The organism is Vibrio sp. D54, assembly GCF_021728075.1.
Taxonomy (GTDB): domain Bacteria; phylum Pseudomonadota; class Gammaproteobacteria; order Enterobacterales; family Vibrionaceae; genus Vibrio; species Vibrio alginolyticus.
On sequence record NZ_JAKKCS010000012.1, the window covers coordinates 130,359 to 151,023 of the forward strand.

General features: G+C 44.4%; 17 protein-coding genes and 1 pseudogene. 5 read left to right on the forward strand and 13 right to left on the reverse strand.

Annotated elements, in window-relative coordinates; all coding sequences use genetic code 11:
* Window positions 1-29 precede the first annotated feature (29 nt).
* Window positions 30-1,124: pseudogene (locus L3V37_RS16295) on the forward strand (permease).
* Window positions 1,125-1,222: 98 nt separating this feature from the next.
* Here the strand turns inward: L3V37_RS16295 and L3V37_RS16300 are convergent.
* Entirely contained in the window at window positions 1,223-1,984 is a 762-nt protein-coding gene (locus L3V37_RS16300; protein WP_154204552.1) for a transporter substrate-binding domain-containing protein, read from the reverse strand.
* Between the two features lie 120 nt (window positions 1,985-2,104).
* Window positions 2,105-2,623, reverse strand: a complete 519-nt coding sequence (locus tag L3V37_RS16305) for a cysteine hydrolase family protein (protein ID WP_025768146.1) — start codon at window positions 2,621-2,623, stop codon at window positions 2,105-2,107.
* 114 nt (window positions 2,624-2,737) lie between these two features.
* Between L3V37_RS16305 and L3V37_RS16310 the strand changes: the two genes are divergently transcribed.
* Entirely contained in the window at window positions 2,738-3,649 is a 912-nt protein-coding gene (locus tag L3V37_RS16310) for a GlxA family transcriptional regulator (protein ID WP_237306605.1), read from the forward strand.
* A gap of 203 nt (window positions 3,650-3,852) precedes the next feature.
* Here the strand turns inward: L3V37_RS16310 and L3V37_RS16315 are convergent, their stop codons facing one another.
* The 3 genes from L3V37_RS16315 to L3V37_RS16325 all read right to left on the reverse strand — a co-directional run bounded on the left by L3V37_RS16315 (window position 3,853) and on the right by L3V37_RS16325 (window position 6,745).
* A complete protein-coding gene (locus tag L3V37_RS16315; protein ID WP_237306606.1) occupies window positions 3,853-4,902 on the reverse strand; it encodes an alcohol dehydrogenase family protein in 1,050 nt (349 codons plus the stop codon).
* Window positions 4,899-5,420: a TetR/AcrR family transcriptional regulator gene (locus tag L3V37_RS16320; RefSeq protein WP_042523849.1), complete on the reverse strand. Its 522-nt coding sequence runs from the start codon at window positions 5,418-5,420 to the stop codon at window positions 4,899-4,901. The genes L3V37_RS16315 and L3V37_RS16320 overlap by 4 nt, the downstream gene beginning before the upstream one ends.
* Window positions 5,421-5,563: 143 nt before the next feature.
* Entirely contained in the window at window positions 5,564-6,745 is a 1,182-nt protein-coding gene (locus L3V37_RS16325; protein WP_237306607.1) for an MFS transporter, read from the reverse strand.
* A 159-nt stretch (window positions 6,746-6,904) separates the two neighbouring features.
* On the opposite strand from L3V37_RS16325, the gene L3V37_RS16330 reads away from it, so the two are divergent.
* Window positions 6,905-7,789, forward strand: coding sequence for a LysR family transcriptional regulator (locus tag L3V37_RS16330; RefSeq protein WP_025768150.1), 885 nt, complete (start codon window positions 6,905-6,907; stop codon window positions 7,787-7,789).
* Between the two features lie 115 nt (window positions 7,790-7,904).
* On the opposite strand, the gene L3V37_RS16335 is transcribed toward L3V37_RS16330, so the two are convergent.
* Together L3V37_RS16335 and L3V37_RS16340 are read right to left on the reverse strand one after the other, a co-directional pair.
* Entirely contained in the window at window positions 7,905-8,810 is a 906-nt protein-coding gene (locus L3V37_RS16335; RefSeq protein ID WP_237306608.1) for a TIGR03571 family LLM class oxidoreductase, read from the reverse strand.
* 132 nt (window positions 8,811-8,942) lie between these two features.
* The gene (locus tag L3V37_RS16340) at window positions 8,943-9,848 is read right to left on the reverse strand and encodes a LysR family transcriptional regulator (RefSeq protein ID WP_005377343.1); all 906 of its coding nucleotides are present in this window, start codon (window positions 9,846-9,848) and stop codon (window positions 8,943-8,945) included.
* Window positions 9,849-9,960: 112 nt separating this feature from the next.
* On the opposite strand from L3V37_RS16340, the gene dkgB reads away from it, so the two are divergent.
* Window positions 9,961-10,761: a 2,5-didehydrogluconate reductase DkgB gene (dkgB, locus tag L3V37_RS16345; protein WP_237306609.1), complete on the forward strand. Its 801-nt coding sequence runs from the start codon at window positions 9,961-9,963 to the stop codon at window positions 10,759-10,761.
* A 198-nt stretch (window positions 10,762-10,959) separates the two neighbouring features.
* Here dkgB and L3V37_RS16350 read toward each other — a convergent pair whose 3' ends face one another.
* The 6 genes from L3V37_RS16350 to L3V37_RS16375 all read right to left on the reverse strand — a co-directional run bounded on the left by L3V37_RS16350 (window position 10,960) and on the right by L3V37_RS16375 (window position 17,159).
* Complete coding sequence (locus L3V37_RS16350) at window positions 10,960-11,652, reverse strand: SDR family oxidoreductase (protein ID WP_237306610.1); 693 nt, start codon at window positions 11,650-11,652, stop codon at window positions 10,960-10,962.
* A gap of 106 nt (window positions 11,653-11,758) precedes the next feature.
* Window positions 11,759-12,457 (reverse strand): IclR family transcriptional regulator, encoded by a 699-nt coding sequence (locus tag L3V37_RS16355; protein WP_017635969.1) that lies wholly within the window; start codon window positions 12,455-12,457, stop codon window positions 11,759-11,761.
* An 87-nt stretch (window positions 12,458-12,544) separates the two neighbouring features.
* A complete protein-coding gene (locus tag L3V37_RS16360; protein WP_237306611.1) occupies window positions 12,545-14,515 on the reverse strand; it encodes a diguanylate cyclase in 1,971 nt (656 codons plus the stop codon).
* A 187-nt stretch (window positions 14,516-14,702) separates the two neighbouring features.
* Window positions 14,703-15,056: a DUF2750 domain-containing protein gene (locus L3V37_RS16365; protein ID WP_005377352.1), complete on the reverse strand. Its 354-nt coding sequence runs from the start codon at window positions 15,054-15,056 to the stop codon at window positions 14,703-14,705.
* Window positions 15,057-15,231: 175 nt separating this feature from the next.
* Window positions 15,232-15,846, reverse strand: coding sequence for an OmpA family protein (locus tag L3V37_RS16370; RefSeq protein WP_005377354.1), 615 nt, complete (start codon window positions 15,844-15,846; stop codon window positions 15,232-15,234).
* 2 nt (window positions 15,847-15,848) lie between these two features.
* Window positions 15,849-17,159 carry a TolC family outer membrane protein gene (locus L3V37_RS16375; RefSeq protein WP_017821962.1) on the reverse strand — a complete coding sequence of 437 codons (1,311 nt, stop codon included), beginning with the start codon at window positions 17,157-17,159 and terminating at the stop codon, window positions 15,849-15,851.
* 400 nt (window positions 17,160-17,559) lie between these two features.
* On the opposite strand from L3V37_RS16375, the gene L3V37_RS16380 reads away from it, so the two are divergent.
* On the forward strand, window positions 17,560-20,665 hold a 3,106-nt coding region (locus L3V37_RS16380), incomplete at its 3' end, for a tandem-95 repeat protein (RefSeq protein WP_237306612.1).

Here is a 20,665-nt window from a genome sequence, read left to right on the forward strand (position 1 = left end):
GTTAGCGAAAAATGACGAGGAGAGTAAATGTGAATACAGAAATTATAACAATGGCTAAAGAAGCGCTGGATATGTTTGCGTTTCTAGCAACCGAACTTATCATCTTATTTCTGGCAATTAGCTACATTGTCGGTGTGTTGCAAGATTTTCTAACGCCAGAAAAAATTCAATCTATTCTTAGCTCGAAAAAGGGTAAAGGTTACTTCATTGCTGCGTTGCTAGGCTCGATTACGCCTTTCTGTTCGTGTTCGACCATTCCTTTCTTAAAAGGCTTGTTGCGTGCAAGAGCCGGCTTTGGACCTATGATGGTATTCCTATTTGCAAGCCCGTTGCTTAACCCAGTGATTATTGGCTTGTTTGTGGTGACTTTTGGTTGGAAAGTTGCGGTATTTTACTTTGTTATCGCGATGTCAGTATCAGTGGTAGCAGGCTATGTACTTGAAAAACTAGGGTTTTAACGTTACGTCAAACCAGAAGCATATCAAGCGGTAGGTTCTGCTTCGTGCGGTACTTCTTGTGGCGATTCAAGCAAGAAAAAAGAAGAAGCGAGACCAGCATCAATCTGTGGTACCAGCGCCTGCAACGAACCTACGCCAGTTGCGGCGAAAACATCTTACTGTGGTGATGCACCAAAACCTGAACCTAAAGTGGAAGTGTCTTGCTGCTTATCAGACGGTAGTGCAACAGCGACAGTCGTGGAAGAGAAAGAGCCTAGCCGCTGGGTACGTATTTGGCAATCAACTTGGAAAGACTTTAAGCAAGTGTTCCCTTATCTCATGATGGGCATTGCGATTGGTTCATTTATCTATGGCTTCATCCCGACGGAGTTCATTGCGGAGTTCGCTGGTGAAGCGAAGTGGTACGCGATTCCGGTCGCAGCAATCATTGGTATTCCATTGTACATCCGTGCAGAGGCGGTCATTCCACTTAGCGCGGCACTAGTACAAAAAGGTATGGCTCTTGGATCTGTTATGGCGCTTATTATTGGTAGTGCTGGCGCAAGTCTTACAGAAGTGATTTTGTTGAAATCAATTTTTAAGAACCAAATGATCGCTGCCTTCCTAATCGTTATCTTAACGATGGCCATGGGAGCGGGTTACTTATATACGTGGGCTTTTTTATAAAAATAACCCTCGGGCGATTGCTCGAGGGCTCTGTTTTTGTCGCCATATAGGGAAAGGGAAGTTTCCTATACCGCGCAGGCTATAAAAAGATAAAGAGGTTACTCGTAAATACTATAGGAGAAATACTTGCTGGCGATGGTTTTATGCTTACCGCTCTGGATCAATTTTTGTATTCCGCTATCGAGTAATGCTTTTAATTCTTTGTCTTGTTTTCTCACTGCTACGCCAATGCCACGGCCGAACCACTTTTCCTCTGTAAACGCTGGTCCAGTAAAGTGATAGCCTTCACCTTGTGCAGTTTCAAGAAAACCAGCACTTAAACCGATTGAGCCGCCAAATACAGCATCTAACCGTCCATTGAGTAGATCAGTAAATGCCTCATCGAACGTACCATAACGACGAATATCAATATCTGGATACAAGGCCGAAAGGTACTTATCACCAATTGTGGCTCTTTGAACTCCAATAGATAAACGATTTAGGCTGCCGTCCACCATGTTGATTTCTCTATCATTTTTCATTACAAAACGAGTCGGTACTTTTGCATAAGGGACGGTGAAATCGACTTTCTTTTCTCGTTCTTCTGTAATTGTCATTGCAGCAATAATCGCATCGTTCTTGCGACTAAGGAGAGAAGGGATGATGCCATCCCAATCCATTTTTGAGATAACGCACTTTACTTCTAACTCTTTGCATAATGCGTTAGCGAGGTCGACTTCAAACCCTTCTAGCTTTCCCTCTTTTGTCGTCCAGCTAAATGGAGGGTAAGCCCCTTCAACAGTGAAGCGAATTTGTTTCCACTCTTTCGCATGGCTGAAAACTGAAAATAAGCTAATAAACAATACGACTATCCATTTCATAAACGTTTCCTTGTAACTATTTGGAAACCAATGTTTAACACAAAGTAAGCAAATATCAATGAAAGTGCATATATGTGTGACCTTTCGCCCGCATTGTGTGAGTGAAAGGTTTTACGTGTATTACAGCTTATCTTCAATAGTTACGAGGGGAACTCTCGTTGAGACAGCGTGAAGTGCAATGTTGTGAATCATTTCATCGACCGTGGTACAGCTATCGATTAAGATCGAAACATCATACTTGTCCGCAGATTTTGAGATAGCAGTATGTGTCACGCAGTTTTGTGTCATCATTCCACATACAAGTAACTCCGTTACATTTTTGCTTGCCAATACTTCTTCTAAACGTGTTCCTTCAAAGCTATCTGCGAAGTGCTTTACCACGATTTCGGAATTCGGTGCTAAAGCAAGAACTTCTGGGTGAATATTGGCACCGTCGCTGCCTTCATTGAAGAATGGGGCAATACCCATGGCAGGGTCGGCAATATGCTGAATATGAATCACAGGAATGTTTTGCTCATTGGCTTTAGTTATTGCTCTCTTAACATTGTCTAAAGTCGATTCTGTATTCCATAAAGGAAACTTTCCTTCCGGGAAATAGTCGTTTTGCAAATCAATTACAAGTAGGGCTTTTTGAGTCATTTTCTTTTCCTTTTATTGAGGATCATTGCGGTACGAATAATATAAAGACTTTTAGCCACCTTCTTTAGAGTCTAAAATGACACAAAAGAGTCAAAAAGCGACACTTGAAGATAAATGAAAATAGCACTCGTTAATTACCCAGATAGCTCGCAAGCCTCCGTATATGGTTTAAGCGAACTCTTCGAGATGGCAAACCGTGCGGCGGCTAAATTGGGCGTTGATGTGCACTTTGAAGTAGAGATATTGGATCACTGGTCAAACACGCACTTCGATGTGAAAACAGCGGTAATGATTCCGCCTAGCGGCACTGGTCAATATTACTTAGAACCAGAGCCAGAGCTACTCGACTGGTTAAATGTCCAATATAGTAAAGGTGCGATTTTAGCCTCCGCCTGCGCTGGTACTTTTATTCTTGCTCAAACCCAGTTGTTGACCAATAAGTCTTGTACAACACACTGGGGCTTGGCTCCTTCATTAGCTAGTCAGTTTCCCGATATCCACGTAAGACAAGAAGCCATCCTTATTAACGAAGGAACGATCATTACGGCTGGGGGTATGATGTCATGGGTGGATTTAGGTTTGGAGCTGGTTTCCTTATCTGCGTCACCGGCAGTAATGCGCCTGTTAGGCAAAATGTTGGTTATTGATACTGGTCCGAGAGAGCAACGCTTTTATCAGCAGTTTACTCCAAACTTCCAACATGGTGATGAGGTAATTGTTCAACTACAGCACTATATAAACGATCATTATCAAGGAAAACTGAGCAATAAAGAGCTTGCAGAGTTGAGTTGTTTAACAGAAAGGACATTGCAGCGACGCTTTAAAAAGGCGACAGGTTTCAATGTTAACCAATATATACAAAGCTTAAGAGTACAAAAAGCTTGTGATTTACTTGAGTCGACAACCCTAACATTTGACGCGATATCATTTAGAGTGGGTTACCAAGATGTGAGCGCGTTCAGGAAAATATTTAATAGGTTCGTAGGTTTAACACCGAAGTCGTTCAGATCTCGGTTCTGTTCATGAACGCCAGAAGTAAGATAATGTTGGTATTAAACATTTATAACTCAGAAGCAAACACGCATATTTTTACAAGCTAGCTTAGCGTGATGAAAAGGGATAACAAGCTAAGCCAACCGTAGCGATCTTCTAAGTATTGAGAACTTTTTAGGATGCTTAAAGTGTTCTCAAATTACAACGACTTGTATAGGCCGCTGTTAATCGAAAAGCTATGTGATTTCCAAAACCAGTTTCCCTGTATGTTGCTTGCGTGAAAATACTTCTTGCGCTTGACCTATCTGGTTTAAGGGAAATGACTCCGCGACTAAGGGGCGAATTGCGTTCTGTTCGATATAGTGAACCAAGTTACCGAATACTTCTGGTGCCAAAACGGTACAACCAAATAACGCTAGGTCTTTAAGGTAAAGAGTTCTTACATCCAACTCGACAATTGGACCGCCTATGGCGCCGGAAACAGCGTATCTTGATCCTGGTTTTAGTACCTGAAGAAATTGTGGCCACTGCTCTCCTGCGACCAAATCAATCACTACGTCAACGCTGTTTTCTCCGAGAGTCGCCGGCAAATTTGCATCGCGAGGGATAACTTGGTTTGCTCCTAATGCCGTGATCTGTTCCTTTTTTTCTGGGCTGGCGATAGCAATGACGTATGCTCCACGCGCCTTCGCCAGTTGGATTGCGGCAGAGCCAACACCACCGGATGCCCCTGAAATCAGTACGGTATCGCTCGCTGTGACATTAGAGCGGACAAGCATGTTCTCGGCAGTTGAATAAGAACAAGGGAAGGAGGCCAAGTCGATATCCGATAAACTACTCTTCACTGCATATGCATGTTTACTGTCAACAACAGTGAACTGAGCGAAGCCACCATCACATTCTGAACCGAAGTACCAAGGCGAGCTAAGTGCTTGACTGTTGAAGCGCGTAATACATGGTTCGATGAGCACGCGCTGGCCGACTCGTGATGGGCAGATATTCTCACCAACAGCGACGATGGTACCGCATACATCGGCACCTTGGATTCGAGGGAGAGATAGCGCGTCTCCTGACCAACTTGCACCCATGCTATTGGCGTCGTTTTTAGAATACCATGCTGTTCGGGTATTGATGTCGGTGTTATTGACCCCGGCGGCGGCAACTTGGATCAATACATCATCAGGCGAGGGGACTGGCACAGGTATATCATCGCGGTAACGAAGCATATCTGGCCCACCATGACCGATAAGTTGGACGCCTTTCATGACTTTCGGGATTGTGGTCATTGATTGTTCTCCTTCATTAGTTCTAGCAGAGTGTGTTCAGCGGATGCAAAGGCAGCGTGACCGAGAACCGGCCATGCGTTGGATAAACCTTCATGTAACAAGAAGAGTGTGGTTGCGAGGTCTTCTCGCTGACTTAGTTGGAGCATAAGCTGACGGACCGCCAATTTGTGTTGTTTTACTGCTTGATTAATCGATAGATTTTCTGGATAGGCTGCTAATGCATTGATGGACATGCAGCCATTCGGTGCAAACTCCTTCATCCAATCCTCGAGGCGAGTGAATAGGTGTAATACAGCCGGTGTTCCATTGGCAGGGGCGTCTTCGAGCAAAAAACTCAAATACCTTTGATGGCGATGCTCGAGAGCTGCAACAATCATCGCTTCCTTGGAGGGGTAGTATTTGTACAGGGTTCTCAGGCTGACTTCGCAGGCGTTTTTGAGTTGGGGTACGCTAGGCTCGGCGAAGCCATACTGACTGAATGCTTTTTCTAGGCTTGCTGCGATTTTTTCTTTCACTATTTGATACACCAGGTAGAACGTTTGTTTTACCTAAGGGTAGAATAAACTTTCTACCTCAGTCAATGGTGTATTTAAACTCTGTATTGAAAGCCCGACGTAATGCCGGGCTAATTTAAGTGATTTTTATAGATTCGGAACGTGAATCAGTGTGCCGTTGCGTGCTGCTCTCCACGCTTGTCTAGCATTCCGCTGAAACGGGTTAGTAGTAGAGCACCTAATACTACGATCGCGCCCATCCAAGGTGTGTGCATCAGCCCAGCATTGGCCACGATAAGGCCACCGCCCCAAGAACCCAGTGCAATACCTACGTTAAATGCAGCAATGTTGAGACCAGAAGCGACGTCGACTGCATCAGGTGAATATTTCTCTGCTAGCTTGACAACATAAACTTGAAGTCCTGGAACGTTACCAAAGGCAAAGGCACCCCAGACAAGAATGGTCACTACTGCAGAAATTGGATTAAATGCTGTGACACTAAACACGAGCAATACCACAATTAGGCCCGAGAAAATCGCTGTCAGAGCTTTGATTGGCCCCATAGAGTCGGCCATCTTTCCGCCCCAGATGTTGCCGAATGCGACTGATACACCATAAACCAACATAATTAGGCTGATAGCGCTAGAGCCAAACCCCGAAACTTCTTCCAAAATAGGAGCCAAGTAAGTGAAGGCTGTGAACGTACCACCGTAACCGAGCGCGGTGATTGCGTACACCAAAAGTAGACGAGGCTGAGTCAAGACTTTCACTTGCGATGACAGCTTGGTTGCTGGTGGTTGTTTCAGATTACTCGGCACTAGCAGAGCGCTTCCTATCAGTGCGATGATTCCAAGGATCGCGACGATTAGGAAGGTTGCCTGCCAACCAAATGTCTGGCCAATCCAGGTGCCAAGTGGCACGCCCGTCACTAGAGCTACGGTGAGACCGGTAAACATAATAGCAATTGCGCTAGCGGCTTTTTCTTTTGACACTAGGCCAGTGGCGATAGTCGAGCCGATCGAAAAGAACACACCGTGTGCAAGCCCGGTCAGTATCCTTGCTGTAACTAGTGTGTTGTATCCAGGTGCTTGCCAGGCTAACAGATTGCCAAGAACAAACAGTGCCATCACAGAAAGCAGAACGTACTTTCTTTTCCAGTTACCAGTCAGCGCTGTTAAAACGGGAGCACCAACCGCGACACCAAGTGCGTACAGGCTAACTAAAAGACCCGCTGAAGGTAATGATACGTTGAGGTCGGAGGCCATAGTCGGTATCAGACCGACAATTACAAACTCCGTGGTTCCAATAGCAAAGGCGCTAAGCGTCAATGCAAGTAAAGCTAAAGGCATAACAACTCTCTCTTATAATCATTGAATATGAATGGATAAACGAATAGCCCGTCTCCATGTCGTGTATTATTAAAGAGTTATTCGTTGCGAAAAATGGTGTTTATTACAAAATACTTTTGTTATAAGTGAAGGAAATGCGCAGTTAGGAAAGGGGATGAAATGTTAACCCGATCAGATGAATTAGAGATTCTTATGGCAGTTGTGGATAGTGGTGGATTTTCTTCCGCTGCTGATGCACTAGGTATCCAAGTCGCTAGGGTATCTCGTGCGGTTAGTAAAGTTGAATCACAGTTGGGGGTAACCTTGCTGAATCGCACGACACGCAGAGTGGAAGTTACTGAGGAAGGGCATCAGTTTGTTGAAGCGGTTCGCTTAGGTTTACTACAAATACAGCAAGCTGAAGAAGAGATCATCACACGAGGTGAATTACCCAAGGGGCGCTTAAGAGTTGATGCCGCTAGCCCATTTGTTTTACATCAACTCGTGCCGTTAATTCAGCCATTTAAAGAGGCTTATCCTGATATTCAACTCGATCTTACCTCTAATGAGGGTTTTGTGGATCTATTGGAAAAAAGAACCGATGTGGCAATACGTATTGGACGATTATCGGATTCAACACTGCATGCTAAACCTTTAGGAACAAGCCCACTATTTATCGTTGCCACGCCTGGTTATTTATCTAAACGAGGTTTCCCTGAAGCGGTGAGCGATTTGCGCAGTCATAACTTGATCGGTTTTTCTGGCGCTAAAGTGTTAAATCAGTGGCCATTACGAGGGTTTGAGATGATAGAGCCTGATATCCTATCCAGCAGTGGTGAAACGGTTAGACAGTTAGTGTTGGCAGGGAACGGCATTGCATGTTTATCTGGCTTTATGGTGAAAGATGATCTTGATTCTGGACGGTTAGTGGCATTGTTTGAATCGGAAAAAATCACAAATACTGGACGAGAACAGGTCAATGCTGTGTTCTACAAATCTTCTTCAGTCTCTAAACGTATTTCCGCGTTCATCGACTTTATTCAACCAAGACTTACTTTAAGATAACTCTATTATTGTTTTTTTAACAAAAGAGTTTTGTCTTTATTGCAGCTTTTATTTTTCCAAGTGCCAAGCCTAGCGTGCCACCCCTTAGTAAGGTGGCACATATTTTTATTTGATCTTAGTTAAAGCGTGGCAACACGTACTGAGCGATCTGTTCCATTGATTTCTCAATTGGTTGGCTATTACGACGGAAATGCAACCCGATGTGATTGACTCCTGCTTCTTGCATTTTTTCTAGCTCATCGCTCAAGCCATTGACTCCGGCCTGGATACCAAAATGATGCCGAACGACTGGTGCATTTGGGTTATCGACTAAATCAAGATGAATAAAGCTGGCGTAGGGTTTGTTTCCCGCTACGGAGCGCCAAAGTGCAACGCGGTGTTCATGATCATCAGGTGTGCCTGGGTAGGCGATCCAGCCGTCTAGGTTTTCTCCTATCCATCGTGGACTTTGCTGCGCTAACCCTGCGACATAGATAGGAATATCAGCAAACTCGGGTAATAACTGTAGATCGTTACCCAGTTTATCATTTTGCGTATCTTTCAAAATCTCTACACTTTCTCGAAAAGCTGAGCCACGGCTGTCAAAGTTGGCATTAAAAACGGGATATTCACTAGGGCGGTCTCCACTAGCCACACCGAGTATCAGGCGGTCACCACTTAACTCGTTGATGGTCGCAGCGGCTTTTTTCACTAGCCAAGGTTGTCTTAACGGTAATACTATCGCTGCTGTCCCTAGTAGAATGTTGTCGGTGCACGCAGAGAGATAGCCAAGATAACTGAACGGTTCATAAATTTGTGCCGCGTCTCCAAAGTTAGGGTCGTACAACGGGACATCTCTCACCCACGCTACGTTAAAGCCTAACTTATCGGCTAACATAATACGCTGTTTATGTGCACTCATGTCTGGTACGCCGAACGGTTTTCGTTGGAGCAGGCGTTTTTTCTGGCCTTCTTGGGTCCAGTCATTATCTAGGGGGAGCTCAACCCCGATGGTGAATCTGTTACTTAAATCTTTATGCATTATGAAGCCTGACTATTACTGTGAGTACTAGGAGGCAAGGTGCCTCCCTGATATTCAGGACACTATGAGATTTTTGTTGTGAGAAAAAGCGGCAAAAAGACAAAAGTGTTTTGCCACAAACAGCGGTGGTCTTTAAAGGAACTGGTGGTTCTCTACCTTGATTTCTTGCTTGATGAAGTCAATAAAAGAGCTAATCCGGCGTGAGGTGCTGGCATTTTTGTAATACACCGCATGAACGGGCTGTTCGACATTATGCGTGTGTTCACTAAGCACGCCCACTAAGCGACCAGCTTGTCGGTCAGAGTAGGTCATAAAGTCAGACAGGCAAGCTATCCCCGCACCATGTAAGGCTAAACATCTTAGCGTCTCGCCATTATCAGATCTTAGGCTACTCATAATACGCAGAAGTTTGTTCTTATCATCCATGATCGGCCATTCCTTAAGATACTCCGGCTTGTTGAATCCAAGTAGCTTGTGATTGAGTAACTGATCTATTGAGGTTGGAGTACCATGTTGTCTTAAATACTCTGGACTCGCGACGATTCGAATCCGACTTTTACCAAGAAATATCGCGCGCATGGTTGAGTTTTGTAGCTCACCGATACGAAAAGCAATATCGGTTTTTGTTCCCAAAAGACTAATATTTTCCTCATTGGAATTGAGATCGATTTCGACTTCTGGATACAAGCTCTGATATTTAGCAATGTGTGGCGTTAGTACGTGCAGTAAGAAGGGGGTAGCTGCGTTTATTCGTAGGAGGCCAGAAGGCTTATATTTCTGGCTTTTCAGTTGTGCTTCGGCATTCTCTACTGCTTCTACAATATGTCTGACTTTATCGAGGTATATCGTTCCTTCATTAGTAACATCTAACTTACGGGTTGTGCGATTTAACAAGGTCGTTTCGAGTTTGGCTTCTAGCCGAGATACCGATCGACTCACCGCCGAGACGGTCATCGATAACAGTTCAGCCGCAGAGCTGATTGAACCCGTATCGACCACGGCCATAAAGGTGCGCATTTCATCTAGAGTAGCTTTCATTGTTGAATATATTTCAAATTAGATTTGAGTATTGTTAACTTTACGGAAAGTTTCTTGCGGCGTAAAGTTTTGCTTCGAATCAACTATAAAATCGATAATTCAGGAGATTTAGATGAAAGTACCATCATTTGGCGTCGGCACGTTTCGTTTAGAGGGTGAAGTAGTTAAGGATTCAGTCCGTAATGCGTTAGAAGTGGGTTACCGCGTAATTGATACTGCACAGATTTACGGTAATGAGGCAGAAATCGGTGAAGTATTGACACAGTCCGGTATTGCACGTGATGAGCTATTCATTACGACCAAGATCTGGGTTGATAACATGAACACGGAACAACTCATTCCAAGTCTAAAAGAGAGCTTAGAAAAGCTAAATACAGATTATGTGGATTTGACCTTGATCCACTGGCCTGGCAATAACAATAACTTGAACGAATACATGGCTTCATTACTTGAAGCTAAATCGCAAGGGTTAACCCGTAATATTGGCGTATCCAACTTTAATATTGACTTGTTGCAACAAGCGATAGAAGTGGTCGGTAAAGAGAATATTGTTACTAACCAAATCGAGCTTAGCCCTTATTTGCAAAATCGTAAGTTGGTCAGCTTCATGCAGGAAAACGATATTCAGGTAACGTCTTACATGACCTTGGCATATGGGAAAGTACTTGGGGACCCAACTATTGCAGGTATTGCTGAGGACTATCAGGCCACGCCAGCTCAAGTCGCGCTTGCTTGGACTTTGTCAAAAGGTTACGCGGTGATCCCGTCTTCAACTAAACGAGAGAATTTGGCAAGTAACCTGAAAGCACTTGAACTTAATCTGAGTGAAGAGGCGATTGCTAAGATAGATGCGTTGGAAAGAAATGGCCGCGAAGTAAACCCTGAAGGGCTAGCGCCTGAGTGGGATGATTGAGTGAGTTTCACGGGAAATCATTGCCTAAATGACACCTCTGCAATCGCTGACTTCTTCAGCGTTTGACAGTAGTACAATACCATAGACGATAACGGCTCGCTTGTCTGACGATAGTGCGAGCTTTTATCTTTTTGGCCTATTGGTTTATTGTATTCTCCCGGCCTTCAATTTGGCCGGGAGACGTCATTTAGAGATCAGTTACCATTCGATTGTAGAGTCATCAAATACGCGGAAGCTTCCGGATTGCTCAAGTGTTAGCTGTTCTGCGACCGAAACAATGCCTGCAACACTTTCCTCGGCAGAAAAGGTTGCGTCCTCACCGCCCATATCGGTTTTTACCCAGCCGGGATGAACTGCGACAGTTTTTACTCCTCGCGATTCGAGATTGCGTGCTGCTGATACCAGAACCTGATTAAGCGCTGCTTTAGATGCTCGATAACTGTACATGTTACCTGAACTGTTATCGCTTAAACTCGCAACTCGGGTTGAGATTCCCACGATGGTTTTGTGCTGACTTTTCGCAACGTTGTCTTGTAGGGCTTGAATTAGCAGGGCAGGTGCGACGGTATTTATGTTTAGTACTTCTAGCCATTTTTTCTGGGTCATTTCGCCAAGCTTTGCACACTCTTCGCCTAATACACCTGCATTAAGAATTAAATGATCGAGCGGACGATCCGCTAATCGAGTGGCTAACTGATCGATATCTTGTTGGTTAGTGACGTCTAGAGCCATCAGTTGAAGTTGATTAGATTGGGTTACTAGTTCATTGAGCTGCTTAGCATTTTCTGGTGAACGACAAGTTGCGATAACTTGCCAACCTTTTCCAAGGTAGTGGCGGACAAATTGCAAGCCTAAGCCACGGTTAGCGCCAGTGATTAATACAGTAGACATCGCTTCTCCTACGTTGTTGAGTTGAACAACGACCATATTAGAGGCGACGTATAAGCATGTAATCAAAACAGTATAAAAATGGCCTAGGGTTCGACACTGTCAAATCTTAAAGTTTGAGAAAGATGCTGGCAAAGTGTTTTAGCCTAGTGACCGTCAGTTCGGAGGCAGCACCGCTGACACCTGCAACAGCAACGACCTTACCATCCAAGTAAAGGGGGATCGCTAAGCAATTGAGGTTTGGCTCTGCCTCTTCTAAATCGAGTGCGTAACCTGATAATACAACCTGATTAAGTTCAGTTTCTAACGTGGGGGATATTTGGCTTTCAAGGCGCAATGTTCGACGAAGCTCATCATCAAAACTAAGAAAAACTTTGCCGATCGCAGATGTTGTGAGTCCTTCTCGTTTCCCTCTCGGGCTGCGGATAGTAAGAGGGTTATCCTGCTCTATAGCATCGATATACAAGTACTCTTTAGCGCCACTTTGTACAGCGAGGTAAGCTGTGTTGTTAGTCATTTGGGCCATTTTTTTCAGCAATGGAACAAAATGTTGTCGGATAGCTTCGTTTTTTTGTTCAATCGGCTTAGACAGTTCATAGCATCTAAACCCTAGGCTGTAGCTATGGTTGTGTTTGGATACATATCCAAGAGAGTGTAGAGTCGCAAGTAACCCGTGAACAGTCGTCTTATTTAACTGGATCGCATTACTGATCGTCTGTAATGATAGGGGAGACTCACTCATCGAGAGCAACTCGAGGATTAGAAAACCTCGCTCTAGAGACTGAATGTTTTTTCTTGCCTTGGGCACAAAGACTCCTTGATGATGGTGTTGCATCTGAATGGCTTACTGATGCTTCCACCTATAACAAACCACTACGCTGGTGGTTTGCTTTTATTAGAGAATATACTCAGCACTTAAACTGATCGGCTCGTTGTATGCATCCACAAGGGAGTTTTTTCCTTGCTTCTTAGCATTGTATAACGCTTGGTCTAATATCGAATAGAGCTCATCAAAGTTGGTGAGTGGCATTGAGGTTGATAGATAGGCCAGACTCGCAGATATATTCAATTGATGGTTATTAAGCGAATGTACACTCTTTTCTGAAATTGTTTTATGCAGACTTTGTATTCTAAAGGGAACGTCAATCTCATCGACGTTTTTCAATAGCAAGATAAACTCTTCTCCACCTAAACGACCCAAGTACTCTCCCTTATTAAGTTTAGCTTTAAGCGCTTTGCATACCTGTTGTAGTACTAAGTCGCCAGTTGGATGACCATACTGATCATTAATCGCCTTAAAGTCATCTAGATCGATTAATGCTAGAGCGTAGCGGAAGTCTCCTTCCGCTTTGGAGGTTTGGCTTTTAATCGTCTCTATAATTGCCGCTCTGTTTAATGCACACGTTAAGCTGTCTATTTTGGCTTTTAAGCGTGTTTGTCGCTGAACCATCAATGCCAGAGCGAGGAGAACCAATAAACAGAAAACAACAAAATTATAAGTGCGTTGTTGGTCTGTGAGTTTTTCAAACTGGTACTGACTTAGAAGAGTTTCGTTGTTCAACTGCGCGACTTGTAGATCATATTCATACTCTTTTTTAGTGAGATCTAGCGCCTCTAACGCCTTGATATTACTCGCGTCTCGGTTCGTTAGTTCAATCGTCGAGTAGGCCTTGTGATGCTCCAGCGCCTTTTTGTAATCATTTTGAGCTTGGTATGCTTTTGAGAGGAGTAATTGGGCTTGCGCTTGCAATAAGGGCCTAGCGTTTTTTACCGCTAATCTTAACGCTATTGTACTGTGTTCAATCGATTTTTCGGGCGTATGGTTCTTTAAATATGCCAATCCAGCAGCCAAATGACCCTCTGTTTCAAGGTGCGTATTCTCATAAGTTTGGGCAATGTTTAATGCTCTTCCAATGTAATCTACCGCGGTATCCAATTGCCCAGAATCGGCCAAAGCAGCAGATAACCCTAAATAGGTCAACCCTTGCCCGTATGGGTAATGAAGTTGTTCGAGAATCGTTAATGCATTTTTGTAGTGGCTGATGGACTTATCGAGTTCTTTGGATTTTCTGTACATCGCTCCTAGACTATGTTCGACTTGCGCAACTTCAAGAGGTGTCCCTTCATCTTGGCGAACCAGTAAGGCTTGAATGAGATATTGCTCTGATTGTTCAAATTGCCCCAGCTCTGCAAGTAAATTGCCGACGTCATTGTAAATCCCTGAAGGATCGCTTTGCGTCGACATGTTGGCCATCAACTGTCGATACAAACTTAAGGCTTTTTCATAGTCACCGCGGTAATTGTAGTTATTTGCTACCACGCGCAAAGCAAGATCAACAGGGAAGTTTTCTTGATGCTTATGATTTAAGTGGCTCTCTAAGGATGAGCAATAAAAGTTTGCTTTGTGATAACGACCTTGTTGATTCAGCGTATAACAAAGTTGATAGTTCATCAGAGCCTTGCCTTCGGAATCGGATATTTTCTTCATTGTCTGTCGCAAAGAAGAAAAGCTATCTACTGAGGCCTCGTAACTACCATGCTTACGTTCATTTAAGGCAAGAATATATTCTGATTCTAATTGAGAAAAAGGGTTGTCTAAGACTTGACTGCTGCCGTAGTAAGGCTGATTTATGTTTGACATATATTCATAAATCAATCCACTTACGTAGAGCTTTTCGCTGTCCGATTTCGCTGTATGGTAGCGATCTTGAAGCATGCTCAATGCCGACTCAGGGTTGCTTCGTAGTGTGGTTTGGTAGACAGAGTGCCACTGTGTGATATTTTGGTTTGGTTCAATATCTTGAGTGTCGCTTGCATATACTGGAGTGAGCAAAAGTGACGCAAGCAAGGGATAGAGCACGCGCATGTTTAAACGAGCCTTTAATTTAAGGTGCCTTTAAAGTTGAGTTATCATAGCGCTTTTAACGCATCAGCGTTGTGATTAAGTTGGGTGTACTAAGAAAAAGAGTAGTAAAACTATGCACTTGGTCGAGATATTGAAAGAAGAGGCATAAAAAAGAAAGACCTCAACATAAAGTTGAGGTCAGAAATCTTTAATCAATGTAAAGCTTTGCTAGATCTTGAGGCTCCATTTCTTTGCCTTCTAACTGATCGTTCCAGTTAGTTCCAACAAGAACACCATCTTCAGCAAGAGTCAAAAGCCAATCTTCAACAAAGATATCTAATGGGATTTCTAGTACAGTAAAATCTGCCCATTCTTCAACATTATGTGCTTCTGCATCTTCTTTAGAAGACCAGAAAGGCATGACTTCGCTGTTTTCGAATTCAGTTGAATCGCAAGATAGCCAACCTTCTTCATTGCGTAAACCCCAAACCAATTGGTTTTCTTTCGTTTCTGCAACAAAAAGGTCAAGGTTCGCTTGGATATCTGATGTAAGTTTGCTCATTTCAAAACTCTCGTTGTTATGACGTGGCTAGAGTAACACTAAAGTGCCGATTCCTAAAGCATAATACGGTTGTCGAAATGAGTAAAAATAAAGGAGCCGAAGCTCCTTTTCTGAGGTTAAGTATTCACTCGTTTTTGTTTGCTTTGTGCTTGCAGAGCAAATAAAAACAGGTACTTTACCTTTCTGGAAGAGTTGTGAATATTGTCCACTCTCTTTTTATCTCGCCTTTGTAACCAACGACTGATGCGGTTACTCGACGATTTAAAGCATGGCTGACTTCATCGGTCCCTTGCTGTGCTAAGTGAGTGTCACCAAAACCAACAATGCGGACTCTACTCGGTTCGATGTCGTAGCTTAGTAGGGCTTCACGGACATTGCGTGCTCGTCTTTCAGAAAGATCTTGGTTATGCTTTGAACCACCAACTTTACTAGCATAGCCGTGCAGCTCTATCGAAGTAGTAGGGTACTCTTTTAAAAAGTCGGAAAGCTCTCGGACTTGTCTTCTGAAGACTGGATTGATCTCATCAGAGTCGTTAGCAAAAAGTATCCGCACTTGCATGTTATCTGATGCTTTAATGTATTCTCCACAACCGTCGTTGTCGACCTCTGAGCCTTCAGGTGTACCTGGGCACATATCTCGAGCATTGATGACACCATCGTTATCGTCATCTTGCAAATCTGCTATTTGTTCTGCATTTGGTACAGGACGATACTCATATTCGTCTTCAGCAACAACGTGTTGAGTGATGGCGAGCATACCCAATGCAAATAGAATCTTCACTGGTTTCATGATCAGTACTCCACCTTTTCATTCCATTCTGTAGGTACATCGACACGCAAGGCATTTAACAATTGGCCAGTCGCGTTCATAACGCGGTACTTGGCGTACTGCTCTGAGTATCGAGCATCCAAGTAGTTCTTTCTCGCTTCGAAAAGTTCGTTTTCAGTATTTAACAAGTCCAGCAGAGTGCGTTTTCCAATGCGATACTGCTTTTCGTAGGCGATGACAGTTTCAGAGGCCGAATCTACGTGATCCGCTAGGAACTCTTTTTGTTGAAGTGTTAAATCTAACGCACTCCAAGATAGACGAAGGCCTTCTTCTACTTGGCGGTATGCACGTTCTCTTAAGTCTTTTGCTTTATTTAGTTGGTAGGCAAAACTTTCAGCGTTGGCTACGTCACTACCACCGTTAAAGAGGTTGTAACGCATGCGCAACATCGCTGTTGTCTCTTCGCTGCTTCCTTCAATACCGCTTGCATCATCACGCCATGTTTGAGCCGCTTCTACCGATATCGTTGGGTAGTAAGCTCCCTTAGATTGCTTGTATTGGAACTTTGCAGAGTCCACATCAGCTACCGAGATTTTGATTACTGGGTGTGACTCGAATGCCAAGTCAATCGCTTCATCGATGGTGTAGGGAATAAAGTTTTGGTCCGCTCTTGGGAAAATCAATCCTTGTGGTGACTGTCCGACAAGGCGTGTAAAGGTGGTGTGGCTGTCATATAAGTTGTTCTGAGCTGCCACCAAGTTACCGTGAGCCTTTGCTAAACGAGCCTCTACCTGGGTTAGGTCTGCTGTAGAACCGATACCTGAGTTAACTCGCTTTTTAATGTCTTCATAGATCTTCTTATGCACTTTCAAGTTATTCTCGGAAAGTGTAAGAATTTCATAAGCTTTTACTGAGTCTAAATAAACTTTCGCGACCTCTAGAGCGGTGTCTTGGGCATCAGCTAGAAGTTGATAACGGACCGATTCAGCATCAGCTGCTGTTCGATCCATATCATTAAGTGTCGCTGAGCCATCCCATATTAGCTGGGTTAGTGTCACGGTGGCTTCTTTTCTTGTCAGGTCGGTTGAATCTCGCCCTGACTCTGCGGGTTTGATTCCTTCGTAACCGATACCGGCATCTAAGTCTACGGATGGGAGGTAAGCACCACCAGATGCTTCATTCACATACTGCTTGCTAACGAATTCATTGAACGCACTTTTGATGTCAGGATTGGTTTTTAATGTGTTTTCAACCGCTTGCTCTAGCGTTTGCCCAAACGCATGACTAGCGGTGAACATACCAATACAAAAGGCGTTGGCACGAGTCCACTTCACTGTGATTCTCCTAGATAATGGTAAAAATTCTCGAGGTGATAGGGCTTATAAGTGGAATACTTATAAGGGCGTCAATAATTTAGCGCACATTAACATTAATATGCGATGAAGTAACCTGTTGATTCGCTGTTCATTTGTTTCAATTTTGATAAATCAACCTACTAAATCTGCCTAAAACTTGAATTAAGATCTCAAATTAAAGATGGAGGTAATGGCTAGAAACGAGTGTCCAGATTTTAATAAAATAAAACACTTATGCATCTGGATTCTTATTGATGTATGACACATAATTACTTTATTGAGCATCAAATTGCTGTTATTGCACTATATATTCGGGCAATATATAGCAAATTAGTATTGTTAGTCAAAAACTTGACAGTTATTTAGGGTTAAGGTTTATATGGATCGTACAGCATTAGTGCCACTCGGTAATCAAGTCGTCGTAATAGGTTTGGATGGGCAGCTGAGAGTCCTTGCAGAAGGACAGCAGCCTCTACCAGGTGAAGTGATAGTGGCAATGACAGATGCTGCGCCTCAAGACCTGAAAATTCAGCTTGCTCAAGAGCAAGGTTTAAAAGATATTTCAGACGATGTAGCACAGATTATTAGTGCTATTGAGCAAGGTCAAGACCCTTCTGCTATTGATGAAGAACTCGCACCTGCAGCGGGTGAAAATAGTGGCTCCAGTTTGCAAAATAGTGCCACGATTGTACGAGATGGTACTGAAGTGCTAGCCTCAACAAACTTTGAAACTATTGGCCTAGAATCCCTCGGCTTATCTGAAACACAAGCGTTGACCTTAAATGACTTCTTCACAACAGGTATCGAGACAAGTGGGGATGGCTCAAGTAAGCCACTTACTAATTCTCCAGTGACATTAAGCGCTGTTGAGGAAGATAGCGATCCAATCACGATAACTACTGAAGAATTACTATCTAATGTCAATATTGATGATGCCGATACTCTTGTCATTACAAACGTCACTATTGAGAGTGGGAATGGCACCTTAATTGATAACAGCGATGGATCTTGGACTTACATTCCAGAGGCTGATGATGACACTGAAGTGTCATTCTCCTATGACATTATTGATAACGATGGCGGTGTTATTAATGGCACTGCTAACTTAGATATTACGCCTGTTAATGACGCGCCAATAGCAACTAATGATGCGATTCAAACTGACGAGGATTCCCAGGTTGTAATTGATGTGCTCGCTAACGACAGTGATATTGAAGGTGATGATTTAATCATTACCTCTGCTTCTGTACCAGAAGAGCAAGGTATCGTTGAGATTATCGATGGTAAGCTTGTTTTCACTCCGGCTGAAAATTTCAACGGTAATGCAACGATTAGCTACACCATCACAGATGGTGAGTTAGAGGATGAAGCTCAAGTTTCGGTAACAGTAAACTCAGTTAACGATGCGCCTATTGCCTCTAATGATACAACAATTACAGAGGAAGATAGCTCAGTAACGGTTGATGTCCTGCCAAACGACACCGATATTGATGGCGATACGCTGTCGATTGACTCGGCATCTGTGCCGAGTGACCAAGGGACAGTCGAGATTGTTGACGGCAAACTGGTGTTCACACCGGCTGAGAACTTCCATGGCGATGCTGAAATCACTTACACCGTCACCGATGGTGCGCTGACTGACCAAGCGACGGTCAACGTCACCGTGAATGCGGTGAACGACGCGCCTGTGGTTGAAAGCAGCATTGCAGACCAAGCCTTGGCGGAAGACTTTACGCCATACAGCATCGATCTGAATACGGCCTTCAGCGATGTGGATAACGTGGATGGCGAGCTGAGCTTCAGCGTTTCTGGCAACAACAACGTGTTGGTGTCGATTGAAAATGGCATCGCGACCATTAGCCCAACCGCAGACTGGAACGGCTCAGAAGCGTTGACCTTTACGGCTACCGATCCAAGCGGCGAGAGCGTTAGCCAAACGGTGAACTTCACGGTAGCGCCTGTGGCGGACATCGTGGCAGACAACGCGACGGTTGTGGAAGACACGCCAACCATCATTAAGGTTTTAGATAACGACACGTTCGAAGGCAACGACAAAGTGGTGTCGCTGGATAGCAATAACGGTCCAGCGAACGGCACGGTCTCGGTCAACCCTGACGGCAGTGTGACTTACACGCCAAACGACAACTATCACGGAACAGACAGCTTCACCTACATCGTTACCTCTGGTGGGGTATCCGAGTCCACCACAGTGAACATCGATGTGACGCCAGTGAATGACGCGCCAGTGGCGACCAATGACAATGCCGTTACTGACGAAGACACGCCAGTGACGATTGATGTCCTGCCAAACGACACCGACATTGATGGCGATACATTACGTATTGACTCGGCGTCTGTGCCGAGTGACCAAGGTACAGTTGAAATTGTTGACGGCAAGTTGGTGTTCACACCGGCTGAGAACTTCCATGGTGACGCTGAAATCACTTATACCGTGACCGATGGTTCACTGACTGACCAAGCGACGGTCAACGTCACCGTGAATGCGGTGAACGACACGCCTGTGGTTGAAAGCAGCATTGCAGACCAAACCTTGGCGGAAGACTTCACGCCATACAGCATCGATCTAAATACCGCTTTCAGTGATGTGGATAACGCCGATGGTGAGTTAACGTTTAGTGTCTCTGGCAACAGCAACATTCAAGTGGCGATCGTCAATGGCATTGCTACGTTCACTCCAACCGCAGACTGGAATGGCTCAGAAACCCTAACCTTTACCGCCACCGATCCAAGCGGTGAAAGCGTTAGCCAAACGGTGAACTTCACAGTTGCGCCTGTGGCAGATATTGAATCTGACCGCGCGACGGTTGTGGAAGACACACCAACCATCATCAAGGTTTTAGGTAACGACACGTTCGAAGGCGACGACAAAGCGGTGTCGCTGGATAGCAATAACGGTCCAGCCAACGGCACGGTCTCGGTCAACCCGGACGGCAGCGTGACCTACACGCCAAACGACAACTTCCACGGTACAGACAGCTTCACCTACATCGTCACGTCCGGTGGGGTATCAGAGTCCACCACGGTGAACGTCGATGTCACACCAGTCAACGATGCGCCAGTGGCAAAAGATGATACCGCTGTCACTGACGAAGACACGCCAGTGACAATTGATGTCCTGCCAAACGACACCGACATTGATGGCGATACGCTGTCTATCCAATCGGCTTCCGTACCTGAAACACAAGGTACAGTTGAGATCGTTGACGGCAAACTGGTGTTCACACCGGCCGAGAACTTCAATGGTGACGCCGAAATTACTTACACCGTCACCGATGGTGCACTGACAGACCAAGCGAAGGTGGCCGTTACCGTTAACCCAGTAAACGATGCGCCAACCATCAAGGTCGATGCTGTAGAAAGTATCACTGAAGACGCAGTGAGTACCGATACGGTAGTGGCAACGTTGGAAGTCGCTGATACCGATACGCCAGAAGAGCAATTAACCGTTTCTTTAGAAAACAACT

Bases quoted from the DNA above. Each gene is read 5' to 3' on its own strand.
- L3V37_RS16360 (WP_237306611.1), bottom strand. From the start codon at position 14,515: ATGCGCGTGCTCTATCCCTTGCTTGCGTCACTTTTGCTCACTCCAGTA.
- L3V37_RS16340 (WP_005377343.1), bottom strand. From the start codon at position 9,848: ATGAAAGCTACTCTAGATGAAATGCGCACCTTTATGGCCGTGGTCGAT.
- L3V37_RS16305 (WP_025768146.1), bottom strand. From the start codon at position 2,623: ATGACTCAAAAAGCCCTACTTGTAATTGATTTGCAAAACGACTATTTC.
- L3V37_RS16350 (WP_237306610.1), bottom strand. From the start codon at position 11,652: ATGTCTACTGTATTAATCACTGGCGCTAACCGTGGCTTAGGCTTGCAA.
- L3V37_RS16300 (WP_154204552.1), bottom strand. From the start codon at position 1,984: ATGAAATGGATAGTCGTATTGTTTATTAGCTTATTTTCAGTTTTCAGC.
- L3V37_RS16335 (WP_237306608.1), bottom strand. From the start codon at position 8,810: ATGCATAAAGATTTAAGTAACAGATTCACCATCGGGGTTGAGCTCCCC.
- L3V37_RS16370 (WP_005377354.1), bottom strand. From the start codon at position 15,846: ATGAAACCAGTGAAGATTCTATTTGCATTGGGTATGCTCGCCATCACT.
- L3V37_RS16365 (WP_005377352.1), bottom strand. From the start codon at position 15,056: ATGAGCAAACTTACATCAGATATCCAAGCGAACCTTGACCTTTTTGTT.
- L3V37_RS16315 (WP_237306606.1), bottom strand. From the start codon at position 4,902: ATGACCACAATCCCGAAAGTCATGAAAGGCGTCCAACTTATCGGTCAT.
- L3V37_RS16310 (WP_237306605.1), top strand. From the start codon at position 2,738: ATGAAAATAGCACTCGTTAATTACCCAGATAGCTCGCAAGCCTCCGTA.
- dkgB (WP_237306609.1), top strand. From the start codon at position 9,961: ATGAAAGTACCATCATTTGGCGTCGGCACGTTTCGTTTAGAGGGTGAA.
- L3V37_RS16325 (WP_237306607.1), bottom strand. From the start codon at position 6,745: ATGCCTTTAGCTTTACTTGCATTGACGCTTAGCGCCTTTGCTATTGGA.
- L3V37_RS16330 (WP_025768150.1), top strand. From the start codon at position 6,905: ATGTTAACCCGATCAGATGAATTAGAGATTCTTATGGCAGTTGTGGAT.